We start from the raw sequence: 24,759 nt of genomic DNA on the forward strand, positions 1-24,759 counted from the left end.
ACAGGTTTATACATTTTTGTTATAGGCAGCATACCAGCCGAGACTTTTGGCTGTAGCTCCGGGATTGGGATTACCGAACAAAAGGAAGTTGGTATTACCACCCGGTGGCAGTTTCAGGATACCCAGCAATTTCAAAGCAATATTGGACAGGGTGAGCAGGTAAGACTGCTGGTCCACCACATATTGCAGGCTCAGCTTATCAATAGCGAGCTTCAATACGCCTTGGATACTCAACAGTTTGGCATTGCTGGCAGTACCGGGCAGCTTGATTCCCACAAAAGCATTGTAGCCGGGCGCTGCAATTTTAGAGCCTGGACTCCATGCGATAAGCAGACTGGCATTAAAACCCATGCTGCTGGCTAATTCGCCGGGTGAGCCCATATTAAGGGTCATCTGCAAGCCATACCAATCGCCTGTAATTCCTGTGGCATTGATGCCGGGTAAGGAGAGCTTTAAATACCCCTGACCCGATGGTGCCGAATTGTCGTTACCGCTCAGCAGCTTATTGATCTGTAAAGCAAAATTGGGATAAAGACTGTTAGCCCTGGCATTACTTTGTGATGAGTTGAAAGCGATCTGTGAGGCATCGAAAGCATAAGTGGTCACCGTTGGCGTATTGAGGTTAAAGGCCATGTTTACGTACAGATTACTGTAATTGAGTCCGCGTTGCAGAGTGCCATCATTCGATGCGATACCAAAGGAAAAAGCATCCAACGGATAGTCTGAACCGTCTTTGGTGGTTGCCGGAGTTATCATCGTATCGAAGTTGAGGTAGCCCCACATCGTAAACCTCGATTGTATGTCGAGTGCTGCAGGATCTGTAGTGAGGGTGTTGAACTGTATTTTGGTGATCTCTACATTGGTCAGCAGATTACTGTCAAAATAGAACAAATTATCGTCTTTATTGTCGAAAACATAGACCGGTGTGCCGTTATGATCCTGATAAGTACCGTTCAGTACTACCGTATTCAAGCTATTTGAGCCATACGGATTGTTGGTGCCGGTCACTTTATCGGAGAACAAATTGTTCATAGTCAATTGCAACTTGCTAGCAAAGTCTTTTATGGCGGTATTTTCAAACAATACCTGCAGAAACAGTACTTTAAAATCGTAAGTGGCTCCTGCTGCAGGCTGCACCGGCTTATTGGGATTCAGTCCCTGTGATATCTGCTGGGCATAGGCGGGGTCAACATAATTGATCAGTCCAAACAGCGAACTGACGGGATCCATAGTGATCACGCCACTGGCATCCACTCTGTTCACCTCTATTCCGAAATGATGTGCATAGAAGTTCTTGAGATTGATACCGCTGATCAATCCTTTTAATTGCTGCGGGAATTCCTGTAAATCGATCGTAGCTTTTAAAGCCAGAATACCATTCCAATTGGGATCATTGATGATGGCGTGAAACTTCTGATAATATTCCAGCTGACCGGAAGCAGGATCGGCCAGTGCGGCATTGTAGGCATCTTCGGCTGCTTCAAGATAGGTCTGCAGCCAGGATGACACCGCAACCAGCTGATTGTAAGCAGCAGCAGAATCGGTGTTGTTTTTGTCTATGTTAAATGCATTGGCCTGGGTCCATTCTTTGGGATTTTTTACCCGGTCGATGATGGAGCCTTTGCAGAATTTAAAGATCAATACATTATTGTAATCGGCGTAGGTATTGCTGGTGCCTACGTTCAGATCAAACGGCCAGTCTTCAATGGACATTTTATTGTTGAACACAGGTTGACTGCTTGAACCACCACCGGGTGTACTCATGGTTGAAAACAAATCGCCCAAATACTGATTGTTGGTCACTACCAGGAATTGCTGGTTGGTAAGGAAGGCGCTCTGCATTTCAGGCATCAGGTTAATGAGGCTGAGCTGGTATTGCGGCGGTGTTGCCGGAGTTTGTCCCTCCGGGTTAAGGTATTCAGGTGAACCACTGTTGACAGTATTCTGTGCAAGATTCAGTAAACTCCAGTTACCGTTGTTGTTCACATTAGCCACCAAACCTTGTGGAGTGGTCGAGGCTGTATAGTCTGTAGCTGCAGTTTTGGCCATATTTCTTTTGGCCTTGCTTTTACTGCTGTGTGGTGTAGTGAAAGCAGCCGATATCAAAGTTTTTCTTTCGGCGCTGAGTACTTTGGATTCAAATGTGCCGATACCATCAGCACTGGGTGGAGGTACAGGATTGATACCAAGATAAGGTGCCATCGGTACCGAAAAACCATTGGTTTGAGGCATATCTACTGACGGCTCATAAAAGCCGAGGAATCCTGTGATATTGTTACCGGGCGATGCCACCCCATGATCTTTAGCGTATAAAGAAGCACCCTGAGGCTGTGAGGCATACTGCACATTGCCGGGTGTGGCGGCTACGATATTGGCCCACGCTGTCAGATAAGTGCTGTCGAGTACGGGTTTATCAGTGCCGGGATTGGCCAGGGATACTTCCTGACCAGGGAAATTGGCGGCGAAAGCAGCCTGTTTTGAGGTAAAACGTATGGTGTCGCCGGTTAAAGTGCCGGCGTTGTTTTTATAGGGAGTAAATGAAACCACTTCTGTACCGGAAAGACCGGGCAGTAAACTGTACTGTCCGTTTTCATCGGCAAAAGCAGCCTGTGATGCGCCTGGGTCGAGGTAGAAATCACCTTCGGGCGACAGGTAAAATGATTTGATCCCTGCAGCATCCTGCGGGGATATAACAAAGCGTGCACTGTTGTCTGTCGGAAAAAGATTATTGACTGGTGCTCCTGAATCCACCATGTCCACTGCAGGCCATAAAGTAAGAGGGTAGCCGGTATTGATGGCATAATAACTAGGGAGGCTGGCTGCTCTTGTCTTACCGGTATTTGCATTGTAGATTTGGCCAGTGATAGCGAAATAGGTATTCAGTCCGTCATTATTGGCCACGTCAAGCAGATCGATTTCAGTCTGAGTAAGGAGATAATCATTGGTACTGCCTGTCTGCAGGATGGGATAAGCAAAGTAAGAAGGTGCTGCGCTGTCACCATAGTAGTAGTTGTTTTGAAGACCGTATCCTTTAAAATCAAGATTCATATTCAGACCCAGCAAAAAACGGAAGGAGCCCGTACCCGGGCCGCTGAAAGGAATGGTAATGTCGCTTCTGAACAGAGAGCTGGTACCGAATACTTTGTTGGCAAAGGTCATATTGGGGTTGCCGGGTGTCCATGTGAGGCGCAAGGCATTGGAGTCTTCGTCCGGTTGCAGCTGCATCACGGTATTGTTCTGAATAGAGAGCGTACCGAAGCCGCTGCCAATGGTTACAGTAAATGGCTGTCCTACCACAAAAGGGGCGGTGGGGCTAAATTGTGCGAAGTTGAGGACGGTTGTATTTTGGGTGGAGGGTGTTTTGTCCGGGTTGGTTAGCCATGCTGTCGTGAGGTTGGCAATAACACTCTGCCGAAACTTAAACAGGTAAGGCCGGTAGCTGTCAATAAAGGTTTTTACATCAGCGGGGGCTGTTTTGGCGAACAGGAAGTAGACCTGCTGTTGTATAGCTACCTTCAGGCTGATGGTAGGGTCGGTATAAGAAGATCCATCAGGAAGCAATAAAGCGGTCCAGTGCTGTCCTATCTGATTACATATATAGAGCGCAGGATTTCCTGAATTTTCATTGCTGAATAGAGTCTCTGTTTCGGATGGTGCCATAAGAATAGGTATTGGTTCTCAAAATGGAATAAAGTGAATACTTAACCAGGGCAGAATAGCATAACAAGAATCACAACACCCATCAATGACAGGTTTAATACAGTGATTTTCTTGCCTTCAAAATTACCTACAACAATGAGCTGCTGGCCGGGCCTTAAAGAATGTATACCATTGAAGGTTGCCGCACTGTCTAGTTGGATGGCATCAGGTGCACCGGTTAAAACGGTCATCGCTATATTAGCCTGACTGGTATTGGTGATCGAACAGATACAATCGCTTCCGTTATTGGTTAATTTTTGTGCAAATTCAAAACGGGAAAGCGATACGGTATCAGCTTTAGACCTGGCCAACCCCTGACCCATTGCCAGGGTATGGCCAAGAATAATTAGTAAAAGGATCTGAAAGTGAAGTTTATAGCTGCACTTAGCTGGTTTGGCACTGAATAGTTGCCTCAGCATCATTTTGAGCATTAGTGATGTTTGTGATAGTGACTGTTGAGCCTCCAAAATCACCAAAAGCAGTCACTACAACGTTAGGAGAATTAGGTTTTAAAGAGTAAACTCCATCGAACACTGATCTTGAATTACCTGCGTCGTCTACAATAATACCGCTTCCGGGTGCTCCCGAAATAGCGAATTTCAGTACGTTGCTTCTGCTGGCGTTAGCAATAGTAATAGTCGAGTTTGTGCCGTTTGCAGTGTTCCAGGTACAAAATTGACCTGATTTAATGCTGGCCGTTCCGTTTTGGTTGATTACCGGGTTTTGTGATGCCATAATTATTAGTTTTAAGGTTATAAAAATTATATTTGAAAAATGTAATGTTATTACAGGATAAGTCATGATAGCTCTCCTTCATTTCTAACCTCAATTCTCTCTTATCTGAAACCTATCTGGTCTTCTCTCTTTTCTATTGTATTTTAAAATCAGGCTTTTAAAATTTGCCTGTCACTATAGATGAGAAGCTTCATTAAAGAACAATTCAAAGTAAAGAAAATAAAATAATCCCCTGCTAAGTGAAAATACCGGAATTATGAATTACGTATTTATACGTAGTATTTTAACTAGTTATTATATAGTTAGTTATGAATTAATGTAACACTACCACTGTAGGAATAAGGTTCTTTATATTCAAATTAAAGATCGATAGTTTTAAAGACCGAAAACTTGTAAAAAGACAATTTGATCATCGTACATTGGAGATAGAGAAACGCAAAAAAAAATCTCATTAAACGCAAAAAATTATTTTACATGAAATGGAGTGTTTAAAAGTATAATATTAATAAAAATGTAAAATTTATCCCTAAAAGTGTGGTACCATACGTGTTAAGAGATAAAATTATTATGATTATTTTTTTATAAACTGTTTGAAGATCCACAATAAAAATATATTTTTGCACTCAACAACATAAAATCCTAATGGATAATGGTTGTTTCAAAAAAAACTAAAAACCAAAAACTAACCTTGAAAACTAATTAAATCATGAAAATGAACAAAACTACACTGTATTTCATTTTACCTATTCATCACAACTCATTGTTTCAAACAATTTAAAATCAACAGTAAGTACTCAAAATTTCTACGGAGCACACGTCGTATTTAACCAATATGGCCGATTCGAATATTTCCACCAATCTGATGGAGACCCTACCGGATAATGAAAAGCATTACAGGTATTCCACTATCAATCCAGGGGAAAAGAAGCGTCTTTAGCGATGCTTGAGGAAGTTTGCTGTTGTATCAGTGATGATGTTACATTCTTTGATCATCCAAAATATTTTCAAAATCAATGTTTATTCATTGATTAAAACTCCTGTTTTTGGATGAGATCATTTTTTTATGGAGCTCAGAAACCATTTAAACGAAGCGGAACCGAAAAGCTAAACGAGTAGGGAAATTATTATAACTTAAATATGAAAAAAAACCTCTTTTTTCTATTATTATTTATCAGTTTGCAGTCATTTGCTCAATGCTGGAAAAGCATAAGCACCGGATCAAGCCATTCGATAGCAATAAAAACCGACGGAACACTTTGGGCCTGGGGAAATAATGGCAGCGGAGAATTGGGAGACGGTACAGCCGTAAGCAAAAGTGTACCTGTGCAAGTAGGAACAGGCAATAACTGGCTCAAAATATCTACCGGCAGCGCATCTACGATTGCTATTAAAACAGATGGAACACTCTGGTCCTGGGGATTTAATATGTATGGACAAGTAGGAGATGGCACAACTTCAAATAAATATTCACCTAAACAAATAGGAACAGCGACAGACTGGCAAAGTATCAGTGCAGAAGGTCCCCACGTATTGGCCATAAAAACAAACGGAACTCTATGGGCATGGGGATATAATCTTCACGGAGAATTAGGGACCGGAGCTACAGGGACTATATTAACTCCCGTTCAGGTAGGTACAGATACCAACTGGCGAACTGTTACGCTGGGAACATCTCATACCCTGGCTGTAAAAACAAACGGAACACTTTGGGGATGGGGAACCAATGGATCAGGTGAATTGGGTGATGGAACTACAATTGGCAAAAGTACTCCCGTTCAGATAGGAGCAGCTACGGACTGGAAAGATGTTGCTGCAGGTAATGGTCATTCTGTAGCTACTAAAACCAATAATGTTCTTTACACCTGGGGACGAAATGATGTGGGGCAAATGGGAACGGGTACTACCAACTCATACAGTTCTACGCCAACTGTAATTTATCAGGGAGTTCAGAGTATTGCAGCAGAAGGTGTACATTCCGCGTTCATTTCCTCCAATGGTTCTCTTTACACATTTGGATGGAATGCACATGGACAATTAGGAGATGGAACAACGACCGATAGAAATACACCGACACTTATCGGAACGGCTGTTGATCGTAAAAGTATTGAAGTAGGCTCAAGAAATACAATGGTTATCAATGTAGATGGGTTTTTGTCAATTTGTGGAAATAATGAGGTTGGACAAATAGGTGATGGCACCACTGTTCAGAGAAAAACACTGACTCAGGTTAGCTGCTCGGAAATTTGTAATCCTCCAACCCAGTTATATACTTCTAATATTACTTCTACATCGGTTACCCTAAACTGGTTACCACCAGCACCGGTACCGGGTGGAGGATTTTTATATGCTTATTCTACAACCAATGTTACTCCGGCGAGTGGTGGAGGCAATGGTATTATCAATTCCACTTCAGGCAGTGTAACCAATTTATTACCAAGCACCACTTATTATTGGTGGGTGGCATCTAATTGCTCATCCGGCCAGGTTAATTGGGTACCGGGAGGATCTTTTATGACCCTTCCTCCGGCAGGCTGCTGGCAAAAAGTTTCTGCAGGGTATGGTCATTCATTAGGAATAAAATCAGATGGAACATTGTGGTCATGGGGATCTAATGACAATGGAGAGTTAGGAGACGGAACAGTGATATACAGAAATGTTCCGGTACAAATAGGTACAGGTAACGATTGGTTAAAAGTTTCCGCAGGTTTACATTATTCGGTGGGACTCAAAACAAACGGAACCCTTTGGGCGTGGGGTTACAATAGTCATGGTCAATTGGGAGACGGAACGACCACTGACAGTTATCTCCCAAAACAAATAGGAACCGCTTCAGACTGGGCAAGCATCGTTACCGGAAATAACCATACATTCGCCATAAAGACCAGCGGAAGTCTTTGGGGTTGGGGAAGTAATTCAACAGGTAAATTAGGTGACGGAACTACTGTTAACAGAACTTCACCTGTTCAGATAGGAAATGCCTCCTATTGGAAGAGTGTTGCAGCGGGTGCCGGCTTTTCTCTGGCGGTAAACACCAATGGAACCCTTTGGGCGTGGGGTATAAATATGTATGGACAAATTGGTGATGGTACCACCACCACACGACTTGTACCTACACAAATATCAACAGATATCACCTGGTCAGATGTGGCTGCAGGTAACACTCATTCCTTAGCAAGAAAAACAAACGGATTACTGTATGCCTGGGGAGACAATAGTGAGGGCCAACTTGGTGACGGTACCACTGTAGATAAATCAACACCAACCCTTGTACGTGATGGAATTCAAAGCATGGATGCAGGATGGTTTCATACCACAGCCATAGCGACATCCGGAAACCTTTTCGCATGCGGACAAAATGATTATGGTCAGTTAGGTAACAATACGACTACCAACAGCACCAGCTGGGTTCTTATAGGAAACGCTACCGATCATATACTGGTTTCTGCAGGTGCATACCATATTTCATCTGTAAGCAACAATGGTTCTCTGAAAATGACTGGAGCCAATTTTGCAGGACAGATAGGAGATGGTACCAATATTCAGAGACCTGTAATTACTCAGATTGCCTGCCCTTCAGGCTGTAGTCCTCCAAGCCAGCTGTATACTTCAAATATCACTTCTACGACGGCTACCTTTAACTGGTTACCATCAGCATCAGCACCAAACGGAGGATATATATACAGCTATGGGACTACACCAACTGTGGGAAGTACAAATGGAAATACAGTTTCTACAACAGCCAATGCTACCAATTTATTACCTAATACCACCTACTATTGGTGGGTAGCAGCTGATTGTGTATCCAGCCAAAGCAGCTGGGTACTGGGAGGATCTTTTACGACACTTCCATCCTCTACTGGCTGCTGGCAAAAAGTGAGTACAGGATATACTCATTCAGTAGGAATAAAAACAGACGGAACGCTTTGGGCATGGGGATCTAACAGCGACGGCCAATTAGGTGACGGAACGCTTATCAACAGAAATGTTCCGATACAAATAGGCGCAGCAAACAATTGGTTAAAAGTTTTTGCAGGTGATCAACATACCTTTGCCATTAAAACAGATGGAACACTTTGGGCATGGGGTGGAAACTTAGCAAATGAATTAGGAGACGGAACCACTGTTACCAGAAAGACTCCCATCCAGATAGGTACTGCTACTGACTGGGTAAGTGTGGCTGCCGGCGATGTTCATACATTAGCTGTCAAAGCAAACGGGACCCTTTGGGCCTGGGGAAGTAATGTAGTAGGTCAGTTAGGTAATGGAACCAATACTAATAGAAGTACACCTACTCAGATAGGAACTGAAACCAACTGGAAAAATGTCGCAGCAGGTGCCAGTTTTTCGCTGGCGACAAAAACGAACGGTACCCTTTGGGCCTGGGGTTGGAATTATCAGGGACAACTTGGAGATGGCACAACAGGAACATCACGAACTTCACCTGTACAGATAGGAACAGATACTAACTGGGCCGAAGTTGCTGCAGGAAGCGCTCATTCTGTAGCAAGAAAAACAAACGGATTACTCTATGGATGGGGTAAAAATGAAATTGGACAATTTGGTGACGGTACCACTGTAGATAAATCAACGCCAACCCTTGTCCGTGATGGAGTTCAAAGCTTTGATGCAGGATGGTTTCATACCGTAATCATAACAACATCAGGAAATATATTTTCGTGCGGACAAAATAGTTTTGGTCAGCTGGGTAACAATACGACCAATCACAGCACAAGCTGGGTTTTTACAGGAGCGGCAACCAATTATATGCTGGTTTCTGCAGGAGGATACCATACTTTAAGTATAGATAATACTGGTTCCTTGAAAGCTGTCGGACTTAATAATAATGGGCAACTAGGGGATGGTACCAATACTCATAAGTATACACTCACCGCTATTGCCTGTCCTTCAGTTTGCAACCCTCCAAGCCAGTTGTATACTTCCAATATTACTTCTACGACGGCTACCCTTAACTGGTTACCATCAGCAACAGCACCATCCGGAGGATATGTATATGCTTACGGTACTTCACCAACTATGGGAGCTGCCAATGGAAATACGGTTTCTACAACAGCCGACGCAACCAATTTATTACCTAGCACTACGTACTATTGGTGGGTGATGTCTAATTGCGAATCCAGCCAAAGCAGTTGGATTCCGGGAGGTTCTTTTACGACACTAGCTCCTGCAGGCTGCTGGCAAAAAATGAGTGCCGGTAGTACGCATTCGTTGGGAATAAAGTCAGATGGAACACTTTGGGCCTGGGGAAGTAACCAGTTTGGCCAGATAGGTGATGGAACCAGTACGGATAAAAATATTCCAACACAGATAGGGACGGCAAATAACTGGAAAAAAGTTGTTGCTGGTGCTTTGTATTCAGTCGGAATCAAAACAGACGGAACGCTTTGGACCTGGGGATATAACTGGACAGGTCAGCTCGGAGATGGAACTACGGTCAACAGAAATATACCTACACAAATAGGAACCGCTACCGATTGGGCAGAGGCCTCCGTAGCAAGTAATCACACATTAGCTATAAAAGCAAACGGAACCCTTTGGGCTTGGGGTAAAAATGGTGACGGACAATTAGGAGACGGTACCACCATCACTAAAACTGTACCTACACAGATCGGAACAGCTACTAATTGGCGAAGCATCGCAGCAGGTATTGATTTTTCTCTTGCGATAAGAACAGACGGTACTCTTTGGGCCTGGGGAATCAATGGATCGGGTCAATTGGGTGATGGTACCACAGTAACCAAAACGATACCTACTCAAATAGGAGCAGACACCGGCTGGGTACAAATTGCTGCCGGAGCTTTCCATTCTGTAGCTAGCAATACGAATGGATCACTTTATACCTGGGGACGAAATAACCAGGGACAACTTGGTGATGGCACCAATACCGACAGATCTACCCCTGCTGCTGTATCTGATCAGGTAAAAAGTATTGATGCCGGATGGTATTATACGGTAGGGGTAAAAACAACCGGAAATATGTTTGCTTGCGGGCAAAATAATTATGGTCAGTTGGGTAACAACACGACCAATAACAATTCAAATTGGATTTCTGTAGGAAATGCTACCGACTTTAGCATTGTTTCTGCAGGAGCATACCATACTTTAGCGATAAATAATGATGGCTTTTTGAAAGCTACCGGAAATAACGAGGGAGGACGATTAGGTGACGGCACTGCGATTCAGAGAAATGAATTTGTTTCTATTGCCTGTCCATCAAGCTGTACTCCACCAAGCCAGTTGTATACTTCCAATATCACTTCTGCAACGGCTACCCTTAACTGGACAGCATCAGCATCAGCTCCGAATGGAGGTTACCAGTATCTTTACAGTACCAATTCGATTATTGGAGGGATAAATGGAACTAGTCCTTCTACTACGGCAAATCTGACCAATTTATTACCTAATACCACTTATTACTGGTGGGTAGCATCTGATTGTGTATCCAGCCAAAGCAGTTGGATGCAGGGAGGTTCATTTACTACACTTCCTACTGCTGAAACAGGTTGTTGGGAAAGTGTGAGTTCAGGTTCTTTTCATTCGTCAGGAATAAAGTCAGATGGTACACTATGGGCATGGGGATCTAATGTTGCCGGTCAACTAGGTGACGGAACGACAAGCTCAAAAAATACCCCAACACAAATAGGAACCGGAAATAATTGGCTGAAAGTAGCTGCCGGAAGTAGTCATACTGTTGCCATCAAAACAAATGGTACGATATGGACATGGGGAAGTAATCAAAATGGTCAATTGGGTGATGGTACCACAGTCACTAAAACGATACCTACACAAATAGGAACCGCAACAGACTGGGTAAGCATCTCTGCCGGGACTAGTTATACATTAGGAATCAAATCGGATGGAACACTATGGGCCTGGGGATTTAATTATTATGGGGTATTAGGAGATGGTACAACCATCAGTAGAAACGTACCGGTACAAATCGGGACTGCAAACGATTGGAAAATAATCACAGCAGGCACTGAACATACTCTTGCCATCAAAACGAATGGAACACTATGGGGTTGGGGAAATACCAGTTATGGACGATTGGGTGAAGGAACTACGACTTCAACTTCAACAATACTATCAACCCCTACTCAAATAGGAACCGCTACAGATTGGAAAAGTGTGAGTGCAGGATCTTTTCATTCGTTAGGAATGAAAACAGATGGAGCGTTATGGGGCTGGGGAGAAAATTTTGAAGGGCAATTAGGTGATGGAACCTCAACCCTTAGAAGCACTCCAACAAGAATCGGAACCGCAACAGACTGGAAACATGTGGCTACTAACCATTTTCATTCGTCTGTGGGAATTAAAACAGATGGAACACTTTGGGCGTGGGGTAGAAATACTTATGGGCAATTAGGTGATGGGACTAAAATCGCCAGACCTATTCCCACTCAAATAGGAACAGCTACTGATAGAAAAATTGTTGCAGCAGGGGAATATACTACACTTGCTATAAATACCAATGGATTTTTGTCAGCCACCGGTCGTAATGAAAATGGGCAGATAGGAGATGGCACAAATGTTCAAAAAACAATTTTCACACCTATTGGCTGTCCTACAGGTATTGTTTTAAGAACTGAGGAAGTTTCAACACAGAAAGATCAGCTGAAAGTCTACCCGAATCCGGTACATGATATCCTGACGGTTTCTTTTGATCAAAAGATTCTTTCCGTTACGGTTTACAATATGGCGGGGCAACAGGTACTTACTAAAACGATCAACGACACTAAAGGAACCATTGATGTTTCTGCTTTCGCATCAGGAGTTTATCTGGTGAAAGTCAATGCAGTCAATGATTTTGTAAAAACAGTAAAAGTGATCAAGCGATAAGCATTATCATGGTAGTGCGGAAGCAGGATCTATAAAAAATAGCGTCACTTATTTGTAAGTGGCGCTGTTTTTTTAAAACGAATCGCTATTTTTAAGACATCAAAAAACAAAAACAATAACCGTTAAAAAATTAAAAATCATGAAAAAAATAGGAATCATTGGTTTCCTTCTCTTCAGCTTTTCCGTTGCAAGTGCACAAACCATCGAATCGGGAAGCCGCAGCACGACAGGCTACATCAAATCCGACGGAACCATTGAAAACAGTAGCCGTTCCACCGTCGGGTACATCAAGTCGGACGGAACCATCGAGAATAAAAGCCGCTCGACCATCGGTTATATCAAAAGCGACGGCACCATTGAAAACAGCAGCCGTTCTACGGTAGGGTACGTTAAAAAAGACGGAACCATAGAAAACAGCAGCCGTTCAACCATTGGTTACATCAAAGACGATGGAACGGTAGAAAACAGCAGTCGCAGTACTATAGGCTATGCCAGAGGAATTAAAAAAGAGTGGGCAGCAGTAGTTTATTTCTTTTTTAAGTTAGATTAATCATCTGCTTTGTAAAGACGAAATGAACCCATTGAGTGGATCAGTTCAAAAATCCGGGCTTTTATTCAATGAAATTACACCTCGTTCCGGATCAATGATTACATCGCCGCTTTAAACCCTATGTTGAAAGATCATAAATAATAAAAAGATGAAACTGAATATTTCTTACCATCTTGAGGAAACACGTTTTATATTGCATATAGAAATAACCAACGATACCGATAAGGAAAGGAGTTTTTACTGTTATAATGACACGGGTGGATTGGCCAGGAATGGAATAAGGCTTTTTAATGCAAACCATGAGCAGGCAGAGCCCTATGAAAGAGCTTTTATCTCACCTCTATATACCGGTGAGCAGGTGCGCGCTGATGTATTGACTCCCAATGAAACCGGGCAGTTTGAATTACCGGCTAAGATTTTAGAAGAAGACGGTGAACTGATTTTATCTTTCAAAGGAATTTCATTCAGGATTGTGAGGGGTGAAAAATTTTATATCACGTTTAATTTTTTAGGAGCGATATCTAACTTGCTGGAAGTCGTGGCTGAATCTGAATAATCATATCAAAAACAAAGCTTCAATGGATAAGAACACCCTAGTTTATATAGATTTAGAAGACAGGTTAACAAAAAAATACTATCGTGAAATCGTTGAAAAAGCTTTAGCGCGGGCCAAAGAAGAATATGAGCAATTCCCCGATGATCCCATGAACATTTCTTTTTACCGTCAATTGCTGGATATAAAAAAAACGGTTATTGATGAGCATACAATATATGTGGAAGATGAAGCGTATCAAAAATATCCAATGGCCATCATGGTTGTAAGGAATTTTCTCGGTGAAGAATCCAATACAGAGTATGCAAAAATGCTGCAAGATATCGTTTGGGGCATATCATTATATCCTGCTATGATTGAAAATATCAAAATAATCAGACGAAAATTATTTGACGGAGAAGAAGAAAAAGCTCTCAAACATGTTTTTGCAATTGAAAATCAAACGTTCAAACTGATGGATTTTTACAACCATCCATTACGAGAATTAAAAAAAGAAATAGGGGGGAGAAGTTTTAATATCATCATGAAAGAAAGCAAGTTCAGTCTGGTTAATAGCTTTGTTGAAAAGTATCTCTCTGAACATGGATTGGAAATTCATTATGTAAAGAAAAATGAGGCTATCTATCTGTTTTCCTATGGAGAATATCAACCGGGAAGGTATCTGTTGTTTTTAGAAGGTATCTGTCATTAAGTAGTGTGAGAAAAACGGGTTTGGCAGAAAAAAGAAACTGTATAATTTTTGTGGACGAAATAAAAAAGAGTGTACCCCGCTGCATGATTAGCAGAAATTCGATTAATAATACTCAAATTCTCTTTGTATTTTTTGTTGTAGCGTTCCATGATCATCCACTAATTCTTCATAAACAGAATTTCCATGGGAGTCTAGCTTTATATTTTTATAGAGAAGCTTGGACTTTTTGTGATTAATTAAATCCTCAAAAAGCACTTCACTTTTTATAGCATCGGTGTAAGTGTAAATAATGACATTTTTAATCGGGGTTCCATTAAAATGTCCGGTTTCTTCTGTTTTTATAAGGCGGTTATTTTTGTCCAGATACAATAACTTATCGAGAGACATGACGGTAATCTCAGAATTTGAAACCCTTCTGTACAACGAATCGGAAACTTTCTCAAAATAGCCTTTAGCTTGTACGTTTTTGTTTTCAGCATTAATGGTTTCGAAATGGCGTTTAGCTTTATCCTTTGAATCATAGATAATAACGTCACTAATCAGTCTTTTACCTGGAAATTGGCTTTTGCCTAAATTATGACTTTCAATTCTTGTCAGAAAACCGTCTTTATCAAAATAAGAAATACTTTTATCCACATTCTGATTGGCAAAAGTGACCATCTCCGTAATCTTTTTAGGATGCCCAACATAGTTAGAAAATGTCAGATCATTAACGATTGATTTTTCCTGACAGCTGACAAGGGCATATAATAGAATAAACAGATAACTCAATTTTAGGTTCATAGGGAAGCGTTTGGTGTTCTATGATTTTTGATGAAGCTCAAATATAGGTAAATAGACCAGTTTATTGTTAATTCTATATGTCAATTATTACAAATAGAGTTCTCTTTACGGTTTTCCTTAATTTCTGCCTATTACTTTAATTTATATTTGAAAAAAAATTGGTCAAATAGGGGAAAAATAATCCGCGACTCTTTACATTTTGAAGTTCACAAAATTGATCAAGCTTTAAACTCCAACCGTCAATATTAACTAAAACTATTTTATTACCATGATAACTTTTGCAACAATTCTAATATGTTTATTTATTGTATTTCTAGTAAATTTTTTAATAGTAGAATCTACACAAAGTAAGTTTCCCCAAAAGACCAAAACTGAAAATTTGAAATCAACAGAGAAAGCCAGACAAACAGTATTGATTTTAGGATTAGTAATGATATTTATTTCAACGTTTTATATAAATTTTTTTTATAAATCAGAAGAGGAAATATTCGCTGAAAAGGAGAGGAAAGAAGAATTAGATAAAATTTCTGTTAAAAAAATTGCAGAAGAGAATGAAATAAAACGATTGGGACTAACTAAAAATGAAATTGAGATTTTAAATCAACATGAAATCGCTGTCAAAAATTTATCCGAGGAAGTTAAAAACGCTTATTACATATTGAAATCACAAAAATATTTTATTGATACTGAAATTATAAGATTTACTGGGTTGGCTAAAAAAACTAAAGGTTCTGAATTTGAAGATAAAGTTATAAAAACTAGAGATTCATTAGTGAAAAATGAAAAAGCAATTGGCAGAAAACAGGTTGCTGATTTAGATAAAAAACAATCCACAGAAGAATCTGAAGGACGATTAAAATATGGAGGAGATTTTAGGAATTTATTACTTGACAGAAATTTGGATATTAAGGTTAAGGTTTTTGGAAAGAATAATAAAAAAATAAAATTAACGTATGTTCTTTTTAATGACGTATGGTTTAGAAAATTTGAAACACTGGGCTATTTTGATATGATACACGAAAAAGGCTTCACACATATTGAATTATCAGATGGTTATGGATATGGTAGAGGTGTGCAATATAGCAACTAATAAATTATAGCATTACCTCTCAAGAATACACCGAATATAACCACCTCACCCACGAAATGGAGCTACACTTTATAGCCACTTACACCTTTGTTTATGTAATATTGTGAGAATGTTATTTTCGGTGAGGAAAGCGTTTCAGTCGGCTGCTTAATCGGCGGTGAAGCCGCCATTCTTTGCTTCTCTTAAAATCATAAAGGTCTTAAAAAACCTTTGCGTTAAAGAAAAAAAATTGTGTACTCTCTAACTTTTAAACGAAAAAGCCTTTCAGTTTCTGAAAGGCTTTTTAATCCAAAAAACATACTACTTAAAGATTTGTTGATCATACAAAAGATTATCATCTTCATCAAAACTTATGATCAGTACTTTGTATTGTTTTGCGCTGTCATTATTAAAGAATTTAATTCTTGGAGGAACGTAGTCGCTGTCAAATAAATTAGGATTCCAGTACAGGGTTTCGCGGGTGTCATTGTCAACTTTCTTGGCAGGATCATCATTATCCAGCATTTCGATAGGAAATTCCGAAGGTTGATCATAGCCTTTTATGACCGCTGAGTTGTTCTTCGGCGTTTCTTTTTCATTGCTTTTAGATTTCATATTCCCTTTCATGGTATAAATGAGAACGGCATCACCTATCAATCCTGCTCCTTTAAGGATTTTTACCATCGCAATATTGCTTGGCGGAAGGTTGGCAATCATTGAAGGATCAGTAGGCGTTTCATCTAAATACAGCTTAGCTTGCTGGCCACGGATATAAGGGACATTGATCCCTGAATTATTTCTTTGAAACGTTAAACCGGCAGCTCTTCCCTGGAGCCAGTCTAATATATTACTGGATCCGGCAATATGTTGGTCTTCATTGACGAAGTCGAATATCGTAGAATTCATAGAACTAAACATTCCGGTGGACAGTTGTTTGTCTAAGTCTTCTTTCGGATCTGTCTTTTTTCCTACTATTTTTACTTCTTCAATCTGTACATCATTATGATCTGTTTTCTTGATGTTTTTTTGAGTGTTAATGGCTCTGGAAATGGTTGGAGAAAGGGTTTTATGTTCACCGGCTTTTACCAATGTATATTTGGTGCCGGGGAAATTGCCTTTAAATGATACGGGATTGACTAATGGTTCTATGGTGACGAATAAATTATCCGTATTAGAGTCTTTATTATCTTCTGAATTCACAAATAATGAAACATTCAAAGGTTCATCATAGTTCAGATTATCTAAATAGACATATCCGTTTTGATCCGTTTGATATTGATTAAGAGCAGCTTCACGGTTACCTAATTTCAGCATTAAACTTACGGTAGCGTTGACCAGCATGGAGCCGTTTTTAATAGGTTTTACCTTGTAAGAAAGGTATTGTTGAGAATTGGTTTTAATGGTTGGTGCAGATCCGCTAAGTACGGAATTCCAGTCAAATCTTGACCACTTTTCAGAAATAAGGAGCGCATCCAACGCTTCGGTATTGGCAGTTTTAGAAAAATATTGTGCCGGGCTGTCTATTTTTGTTGTAAAATCGCCTGTTAACCAAAGTCTGCTCAGAAGATTTTCTTCTTCCGGACTGGAGGTGCCGTCATCCTCACTGACTAAAACCGTATAATTTTTAAAATAGGACTCGGGAGAAAGATCAATGCTGTTGAAAGATCTTGGGGTTTGTTTTATGCTCTGAGCTACAATTTCTGCTTTTTCAATTTTTAACTGACCGGGTTTTACAAAACAAAGTCTTTGGGCAACCAGATTGTCCTGATCGTCAAAAATGGCTAATTGCAGAATACAGTTAGCTCCATTGCTGATTTTTGTAGGAATAAGACTGGTCGCTTCATTGGTTAAATTGTTGATATTGGCTTTGTAAGCCAGGTGGTTATTGATGGTTCCTACAACTTTATAATTCTTAAGCTGTTGCTTTAAATTGACGCCTTTTAGGGTGTATTTAATCCCTTCTTTAGAGCTGTAAACTTCTAAATGGAGACCGCTGTCTGCAACCGGTGGCAGATCTATGGTCTGACTTTTCCCTGTATTATCCTGAATGATTGCCTGGTATTTTTTTCCTAGAGCAGGAGTTATTTTAAAAGAGGCAACATTTTTGTCAAAAGATTTAAATGTAGTTATTGGAACATTCGGGTTTTGTGCATCTATGACTTTTCCCGTCCAGTTGTCCGGCAGGGAAGTAGGACTTGATACTCTTACGGCAAATTTTGAAGGCATTCCGTTAATGAAATTCCCGCCTTCCGGAAAGGCTTTTGCAGACCAGTCGGAACTTTTAGAAATCACCAGTGACTCAGTGGATTTAGGATTGTATACCGGAATGGTTTTAACAATCTGAAAATCTTCGTTAAAATTGGTCATGTAAGGCGTATAAGCTCTTACAAAATAAATTTGTTCAGGAAGGTCTTCTTTCAGTTGAAAATCTCCGCTGCCTTCCCCATTGGTCAGAAGTATCGTTTTCCAGTCTATTAATTTTTTATCAGCATTGTAGAGCTCAACAAATAGAGTAGTAGACAATGCAGAACGGTTATATCCATCAAACACAAAGCTTTTAAACCACAGTTTATCACCCGCTGCATATTGTGATTTATCCGTAAGTAAGTATACTTTCTCCTGGTTGTAATTATTCTCAAGATTGGTAAGTGCTTTTTCTAATTTAGTCTGTGCCAGTACAGGTTGTACTATTGAAATAAGCAATACAAAGAATATATTTTTCATAGAAATCTTAGCGCATTTTAATTCAGTGCTAATGTAATCATTTAAAGGCTTCGAGAATTGATATTTTGTTTCTTATTTCAGAAAAAAACAAAGAAATAAGATGGGTAATATATTAAACAAATCCCAACTCTCGTCAGGATTTTATTCATGCTTCAGTTTTGTACCTGATCCACCGCAAACAATAACCTTGTTATGTTTTAGACAGAGTTGATATTAAAATCGATAGCCAATACTCAATCCATACTTTGCAACCACGCCATGATCTGTTTTGTCTGCATTGAACAAAAGTTTTCCGTAGCCTGCGTTGGCTTCAAAAACCAATCCTTTCTTTGTGACCAATTTATAGCCCAGACCAGCGCCCAGTGCAACATCATAAACATCTTTATTTTCAGTGAATGTCAGGTGGTCTGCGGAGTATATTTTTTTTCCATCAATGGACGTAAACGCTCCAAATCCTTCGACGAAAAAACCGGAAGCATATTTTTTTCCAAAATAATATCTGTAATAGGGGGAGATGAAGTAATTCATATCCTCATTTTCTGTATTATCATAAACAAAAAATGCAGAGATTCCCAGTGATGAATTTTTATTGAGGTGTCGTTCAAAATTTACTTCTACAGCACCGGTTAATGGCGCGATTAAATTTAATCTGATTTCATTTTTTTTCTGATAAGAATTTGCATCAGTTCCATTTTCATTTTGAGCCTTAACAGAATAAAAAGCAAACAACATGATGAATAGTAAAAAGGTTTTTTTCATAAAAAATTAATTTGAATTATTTAAATGCAAAACTCAAATAATTCAAATTAGGACGGGTTCCAAAAGCTTAAAAATGGAGAAAATGGTACTTATTTGCTGCTATTTTTGTATTCATTGGGTGTCTGACCGGTCACTTTTTTAAAGGCATTATAAAAAGTCGTTTTTGAAGTGAACCCGGATTCTAACCCCATCGTCAACAAAGTATAGTTTTCATATTCGGGATCTGATATCATTTCCTTCACAGCTTCCACCCGATATTGATTGATATAATGAGCAAAGTTGTCTCCTGTTATCGTGTTTACAATTTGTGAAACATATCCCGCGCTTATGCCTAGTTTTTCAGCGACTTTTTCTCTGTTTAATGTACTGTCGGTATAAATGTGCTGCTCTTTGCAAAGAAGCTCCAGTTTTTGAAAATAAAGATTATCCGCTGTGATTGATTCCTTATATTCCTGCGGTGTACTGTTGTCTGCAGTTTGCAGATGGGGATACGAAATAGTTGGATCATTATTTAGAAAATGGTAGACAGCCTCTTTGTTTTTTGCGAGCTTGTATTTGTAAATGCCTATATAGGCTGTCCAGTGCATGATAAATGTTGCCGATAAAGCCAGCCCACTCATGGTAGAGGAAATGTCTATTCCAAAAAAGAAGCCAGTCATATACGTAATTAGCCAGGTAGATAATAATAAATAGAGCGTAGTTAATAAGGTAATGACCCATTTTTTCTCTTGTGGGTCTTTTAAGTGCCTTATCATAAAATAAGAGTAAAAAGGTGGAAACAGGATGATGATAAAGGCAAATAAAAGCTGAATCAGTGTAAGTATATTGATTATGAAAATGCCTGAACCTGTGATTTTATAAATTCCTAAAATATCATTAAGATGGTATAGAATAACAAAAGTAGAGGAATAGACAAACGGAATGTAGTACAAGTAAGTTCTTTGCCTGTTCCTTACAGTATCATCAATTCGGTTTATTATAAAAAGGAAAATGAAGACGGGCAGTAAAAATATCCATTCAATACAGTCCAGAAAACGCAGCAAAGGATAGGATGTAAATGCACCTTCAAGTTCAAAAACATAATTCAGTAAAACAATGGAAAGTGCAAATAGTAAGTAGGCTAAATACTTATTTGAATTACTATTGAATAGGGAAGATTTTAAAATAACTACGCCTAAGACTATTCCCTGAAAAATAGCAATATTTAAAAGTGTTGTATAGATCAATTTTTTATAAAAGTGGTTAAAAATTTGTGGTGGCTAAATGTAGCTCTTTCATGTGAATTGATAAAAAGAATTAACTTTTTTAAGGATTGGGAAAATTGATGTCCCTGCTCAGCTGAAATGAATTGATGTCATCATACAAGTTATCAACTACTTTCTCTAAAATTTCTCCTGTTTCATTAAAGCTGGTGTTGGTTAATATGGATATTCCTATATTCTGTTTGGGATAAATCACAAACCAATTCTGCATTCCGTATATCCCTCCATGATGTCTATACATTAATTGATTACCATTTTCTATGATGTACCAATGATAACCTTCCCAAAAATCAGAACCTTCTTTGTGTAATTTTCTATGAGATTCGTTGACAATAAGATTGGATTGGTCAAGTTGCAATTTCATATATTTCACTAAATCCGTAGTCGTAGAGTGCAATCCTGAAATTCCACCCCATAATGTTCTGTTGAAGTTAGGCATTAACTCGTTTTTATCGTTATAGCCTTTTACCAGTCTTGTTCTGTCATTTTCATTGAGCGTAAATTTAGTTTGGTTCATTGTATTGGGTTTCAAAATAAATTCAATCACCAGTTCCTCAAAAGATTTTTGATAGACTTTTTCAAGAATATAGGCGGTCAGCTCCGGAGCCGTGTTTGAATAGGAATAGACTTCTCCGGGCTTCGTTTCAATCTTGATGAGTTTTAATCCTTCAAAAAAGGCTTTTTTATTTTCGCTTTTTATTGGGAAATTAGGAAATCCACTGGTATGGGTGATGAGATGTTTGATTGTTATTGGTTCACCTTTAAATGCTAAATTGGGATAAGGTTCGTCAAGATAGATTCTGATATCATCCTCTAGATTGAGTTTTTGATCAAGTACGGCTTTAGCGGCTATATAACCTGTAAAGGTTTTGGTTACAGAAGCTAATTCATAAAGGGTAGAATCGTTAGGCTTGTTTCCTTTTCCAATAGTTAATTCTCCAAAATGTTTTATGGTGGATTTTCCATCTTTAAGGACTGCAATGGAAACTGAATGAAATCTTTTGTCCTTTAATAACTGAAGCGCATTTTTTGTAATCGCATGTTCAACATTTTGTGTATTGATGGGGTGAACAATTTTACATCCAAGTAAGGCAAAAAATAAAATAAGGGTTACATATTTCATGGTCAGAATTTTAATTTGATACTTATAATCTGATGCAAATATGCTGTAGAGAATCCTAAAAAAAGTCTGTATAAAAAAGTAGGACTCATTTTAATGAATACAATGAGTCCGATTATCTGCAATCCGGAGTTTGAGTATTTACAATTTATTAATTATCAGCTGTTTCTATATGCTGTTGGCGTTTGGTTTGTGTATTTTTTAAAAGAGGTGTGAAAAGAAGATTTTGAATTGAAACCTACTTCATATAAGATTTCCAGCACCGTATATTCTTTTTTCGTGGGATCTTTCAGCAAGGTCATTGCTTTTTTAACGCGGTACTCATTCACAAAATCAAAAAAATGCTGATTGAGGTGATGGTTAATTAATACAGACAATTCACGAACAGGAATGTTCACTTGATCTGCCAGTTCCTGAATCGTTAATGAAGGCTCTAAGAAAGGCTCTTTTTCAACCATGAAATTTTTAAGCTGTTCGATCTGAATGCTTTTTGTTTCGTCGGTTTTATTTTCGGTTTCCAGCGTTTCAGCAAAATCTTTTGTCGGCTGCAAGGTAGAATCAATTCTTCGGAAAAGCTCAGGATAATTTAATGCCTTTAAGATAAACCAGCAGGCAGCCAGTAAAAATACGGTTCCCGCCACAATATTCAGCCAAATAAACAAATCTCTATGTTGGGTGTATCTTACGATGTTTTTTAAAATAATACATACATGGATGACTAAGAAAATCACGGTAAGCTGAGACAGCCATTTGTATAGCAAAGTGTTGGGATTGGTATAGTTTTCAAGATAAATCTTCCTGTATTTTTTAAGGACAAGGAATACGCCAACGATATAAAAGAAATATTGCAGTTCTCCGATGAGTTGATAAACCAACATTTCAGGAGAGTTCCACATCGTTGTAAAGAACTGTTCTTTAGCAGCACCTTCCGCCAGATAAAGTTTTGGAACTAAAATTAAATTAACAATAATAAAAGGAATAAGATGCAGTAAATGCTTTCTTTTTAAGGTGAAATCAGAATAACAGACGGCATTCACATACAGATAGAAAAGAGGCATTACCAATAAGTAAGCAGATATTTTGAAAGCTTTCAGATTATAACTATCCACAAAAAGGTGCATGAAAAGCCCGCTGATATCAATGGCATTAATGATAAGGAAAGCTGCAAATAATCTGTTTTCCAGTTTCCTTTCTGTTTTTACCGTTAATAAAAATACGGCAAGCAGCAGCGATACAAAAACAGCCATCGCAGCAATAACTTCCAGAAAACTTAATTTGTCCATGTATTCTTTTTGTAAAAATAAGACATAAGTGAGACACAAAAATATTGTTAGTCATCATTTTTTAAATATTGTATTTCATCATCAACAGTCCTCTGCTGCACAAAGTCTCCCAACTTTGAGCTACTAATAAAATCATTTTCTTTAAGCTTGCTGCAAAGTCAGGAGACTTAGGAGAGCGGGCGATAGGATGAGAATAGGGCTTTAATTCAAAAGTAACTTTTTGTAAAGCCGTTAAAAAAAATGCAGGCCAGACCCCAAACGAATATAAAAATACCAGCAAATAAGTACCAATTTATGCACTTTTAAGCTTTTGAAACCTCTTCTCAATTTTCTTACGTGAATTTTGCATTTGAATAATTCAAATTACATGTTATGAAAAAGTTTTTATTACTGGCTGTTGTTATTTTTATCACCTCATGCAGCCATGACGATTCAAACCCTGCACCTGATAGAAAAGCGCTGGCACAGCAAAAACTTAATACAGCTCTGTCCAACTTTCCCGGCTTAAGCCTTAGTGTAAAGACCGCTTCCGGGAATTATACCCTGGTTGCAGGAGACGCGGTAATTAATGAAAAGCCGATGGCCGCTTCTGCACTTCACTATATGCAGAGTATCTCAAAAACCTTTACCGCAGTCGCTGTCCTAAAACTGAAAGAGGAGGGCAAAATTAATCTCGATGCCAAAGTAAACACCTATCTTCCTGATATTTGTAATCATCTGCCAAACGGAAATATCATTACGGTAAGGCAACTGCTTACGATGACATCAGGCCTTCCTGATTATTTAGATAATGATCAGTTTTTAAACGATGTTGTTTCAGGGCCACTGCCTATGACAAGCGAACAGGTATTGAGCTATATATACGATCAACCCGCAAAATTTGCACCCGGCACCTCATTTGGTTATTGCAATATAAATTATCACTTGCTGGCTCTTATTATTGATAGCGTTACTCCAAACGGGCATCGAAAGTATATTACGGACAAAATAATTAACGCCATTGGACTTTCCAACACCTATTATATAGCGGGCTCGGCAAGCACTACGGCTCCCGAAGGGACAACGGCTAATTATCTGGAAATAGACGGCAGTTTTACCAATATGAGCGAGTTGCAGTTGGGTACCGTGCTTACCTTCATTGGCGATGACGGTATTGTTGCTTCCGTTCAGGATATAGCTGGATTTTACTACAAGCTGCTCCATGACAAAACGGTACTGTCATCCGCATCGCTGGAAGAAATGAAGGTTGCGGTTATTTATCAGGGTACTCCGGTATATGGCCTAGGGCTACATTTTTATAAAACCAAAGGTGGCCTGCAGGCAATCGGCCACGAAGGTAGTGGTGTCGGAGCCGGAGCCTATGCTTTTTATTTTCCTTCCAAAAATACCAGCGTCGTCCTGTGTACAAACGTGGGAACGCTTACCGATGCTATAAAAGAGGAACAGTTACGGGCATTGTATGAGGAAATTATAGGTATTTTGCTTGAGTAAAATCAATACTTTCAGCAGAGGGCTCTGCTACGCAAAGTCTCCCGACTTTGAGCTGGTAAAATAAGATCATTTTCTTTAAATTTGCTCTAAAGTCGAGAGACTTTGGAGAACTAGGATTATTTGAAAGGAAATCTCCGAAGTCGTAAAATTTCGGAGAGTGGAGGATAGTAGATATAACTACAC

At 39.2% G+C, this 24,759-nt stretch carries 15 protein-coding genes; 6 read left to right on the forward strand and 9 right to left on the reverse strand.

Going from position 1 to position 24,759, the window contains the following annotated elements; translation table 11 throughout:
- Positions 1–6 precede the first annotated feature (6 nt).
- The 3 genes from N0B48_RS09360 to N0B48_RS09370 are packed head-to-tail and all read right to left on the reverse strand — an operon-like array spanning position 7 to position 4,434.
- Complete coding sequence (locus tag N0B48_RS09360; protein ID WP_259838482.1) at positions 7–3,660, reverse strand: hypothetical protein; 3,654 nt, start codon at positions 3,658–3,660, stop codon at positions 7–9.
- Between the two features lie 41 nt (positions 3,661–3,701).
- Positions 3,702–4,121 carry a hypothetical protein gene (locus N0B48_RS09365; RefSeq protein WP_259838483.1) on the reverse strand — a complete coding sequence of 140 codons (420 nt, stop codon included), beginning with the start codon at positions 4,119–4,121 and terminating at the stop codon, positions 3,702–3,704.
- Positions 4,084–4,434 (reverse strand): hypothetical protein, encoded by a 351-nt coding sequence (locus N0B48_RS09370; protein WP_259838486.1) that lies wholly within the window; start codon positions 4,432–4,434, stop codon positions 4,084–4,086. The genes N0B48_RS09365 and N0B48_RS09370 overlap by 38 nt, the downstream gene beginning before the upstream one ends.
- A 1,137-nt stretch (positions 4,435–5,571) precedes the next feature.
- Here N0B48_RS09370 and N0B48_RS09375 point away from each other — a divergent pair.
- The 4 genes from N0B48_RS09375 to N0B48_RS09390 all read left to right on the forward strand — a co-directional run bounded on the left by N0B48_RS09375 (position 5,572) and on the right by N0B48_RS09390 (position 14,085).
- Complete coding sequence (locus tag N0B48_RS09375; protein ID WP_259838488.1) at positions 5,572–12,291, forward strand: RCC1 domain-containing protein; 6,720 nt, start codon at positions 5,572–5,574, stop codon at positions 12,289–12,291.
- 139 nt (positions 12,292–12,430) lie between these two features.
- Complete coding sequence (locus tag N0B48_RS09380; protein WP_259838491.1) at positions 12,431–12,841, forward strand: 5-fold beta-flower protein; 411 nt, start codon at positions 12,431–12,433, stop codon at positions 12,839–12,841.
- A 148-nt stretch (positions 12,842–12,989) separates the two neighbouring features.
- Positions 12,990–13,397: a hypothetical protein gene (locus tag N0B48_RS09385; protein WP_259838493.1), complete on the forward strand. Its 408-nt coding sequence runs from the start codon at positions 12,990–12,992 to the stop codon at positions 13,395–13,397.
- Between the two features lie 22 nt (positions 13,398–13,419).
- The gene (locus N0B48_RS09390; RefSeq protein WP_259838494.1) at positions 13,420–14,085 is read left to right on the forward strand and encodes a hypothetical protein; all 666 of its coding nucleotides are present in this window, start codon (positions 13,420–13,422) and stop codon (positions 14,083–14,085) included.
- Between the two features lie 102 nt (positions 14,086–14,187).
- Here N0B48_RS09390 and N0B48_RS09395 read toward each other — a convergent pair whose 3' ends face one another.
- The gene (locus N0B48_RS09395; protein ID WP_259838496.1) at positions 14,188–14,868 is read right to left on the reverse strand and encodes a hypothetical protein; all 681 of its coding nucleotides are present in this window, start codon (positions 14,866–14,868) and stop codon (positions 14,188–14,190) included.
- Between the two features lie 379 nt (positions 14,869–15,247).
- Here N0B48_RS09395 and N0B48_RS09400 point away from each other — a divergent pair, with 379 nt between their 5' ends.
- Positions 15,248–15,958 (forward strand): ATP-binding protein, encoded by a 711-nt coding sequence (locus N0B48_RS09400; RefSeq protein ID WP_259838497.1) that lies wholly within the window; start codon positions 15,248–15,250, stop codon positions 15,956–15,958.
- 300 nt (positions 15,959–16,258) lie between these two features.
- Here the strand turns inward: N0B48_RS09400 and N0B48_RS09405 are convergent, their stop codons facing one another.
- The 5 genes from N0B48_RS09405 to N0B48_RS09425 form a co-directional block, all read right to left on the reverse strand.
- Entirely contained in the window at positions 16,259–18,661 is a 2,403-nt protein-coding gene (locus N0B48_RS09405; RefSeq protein WP_259838498.1) for a hypothetical protein, read from the reverse strand.
- A gap of 213 nt (positions 18,662–18,874) precedes the next feature.
- Complete coding sequence (locus N0B48_RS09410) at positions 18,875–19,420, reverse strand: DUF3575 domain-containing protein (protein WP_259838499.1); 546 nt, start codon at positions 19,418–19,420, stop codon at positions 18,875–18,877.
- Between the two features lie 89 nt (positions 19,421–19,509).
- A complete protein-coding gene (locus tag N0B48_RS09415; protein ID WP_259838500.1) occupies positions 19,510–20,646 on the reverse strand; it encodes a helix-turn-helix domain-containing protein in 1,137 nt (378 codons plus the stop codon).
- A gap of 79 nt (positions 20,647–20,725) precedes the next feature.
- The gene (locus tag N0B48_RS09420; RefSeq protein ID WP_259838502.1) at positions 20,726–21,805 is read right to left on the reverse strand and encodes a serine hydrolase domain-containing protein; all 1,080 of its coding nucleotides are present in this window, start codon (positions 21,803–21,805) and stop codon (positions 20,726–20,728) included.
- A gap of 155 nt (positions 21,806–21,960) precedes the next feature.
- Positions 21,961–23,085 (reverse strand): helix-turn-helix domain-containing protein, encoded by a 1,125-nt coding sequence (locus N0B48_RS09425; RefSeq protein ID WP_259838503.1) that lies wholly within the window; start codon positions 23,083–23,085, stop codon positions 21,961–21,963.
- Between the two features lie 372 nt (positions 23,086–23,457).
- Here N0B48_RS09425 and N0B48_RS09430 point away from each other — a divergent pair, with 372 nt between their 5' ends.
- Positions 23,458–24,576 carry a serine hydrolase domain-containing protein gene (locus N0B48_RS09430; RefSeq protein WP_259838504.1) on the forward strand — a complete coding sequence of 373 codons (1,119 nt, stop codon included), beginning with the start codon at positions 23,458–23,460 and terminating at the stop codon, positions 24,574–24,576.
- The last annotated feature ends 183 nt before the right edge of the window (positions 24,577–24,759 follow it).

The organism is Chryseobacterium herbae, assembly GCF_025154075.1.
Classification (GTDB): domain Bacteria; phylum Bacteroidota; class Bacteroidia; order Flavobacteriales; family Weeksellaceae; genus Chryseobacterium; species Chryseobacterium herbae.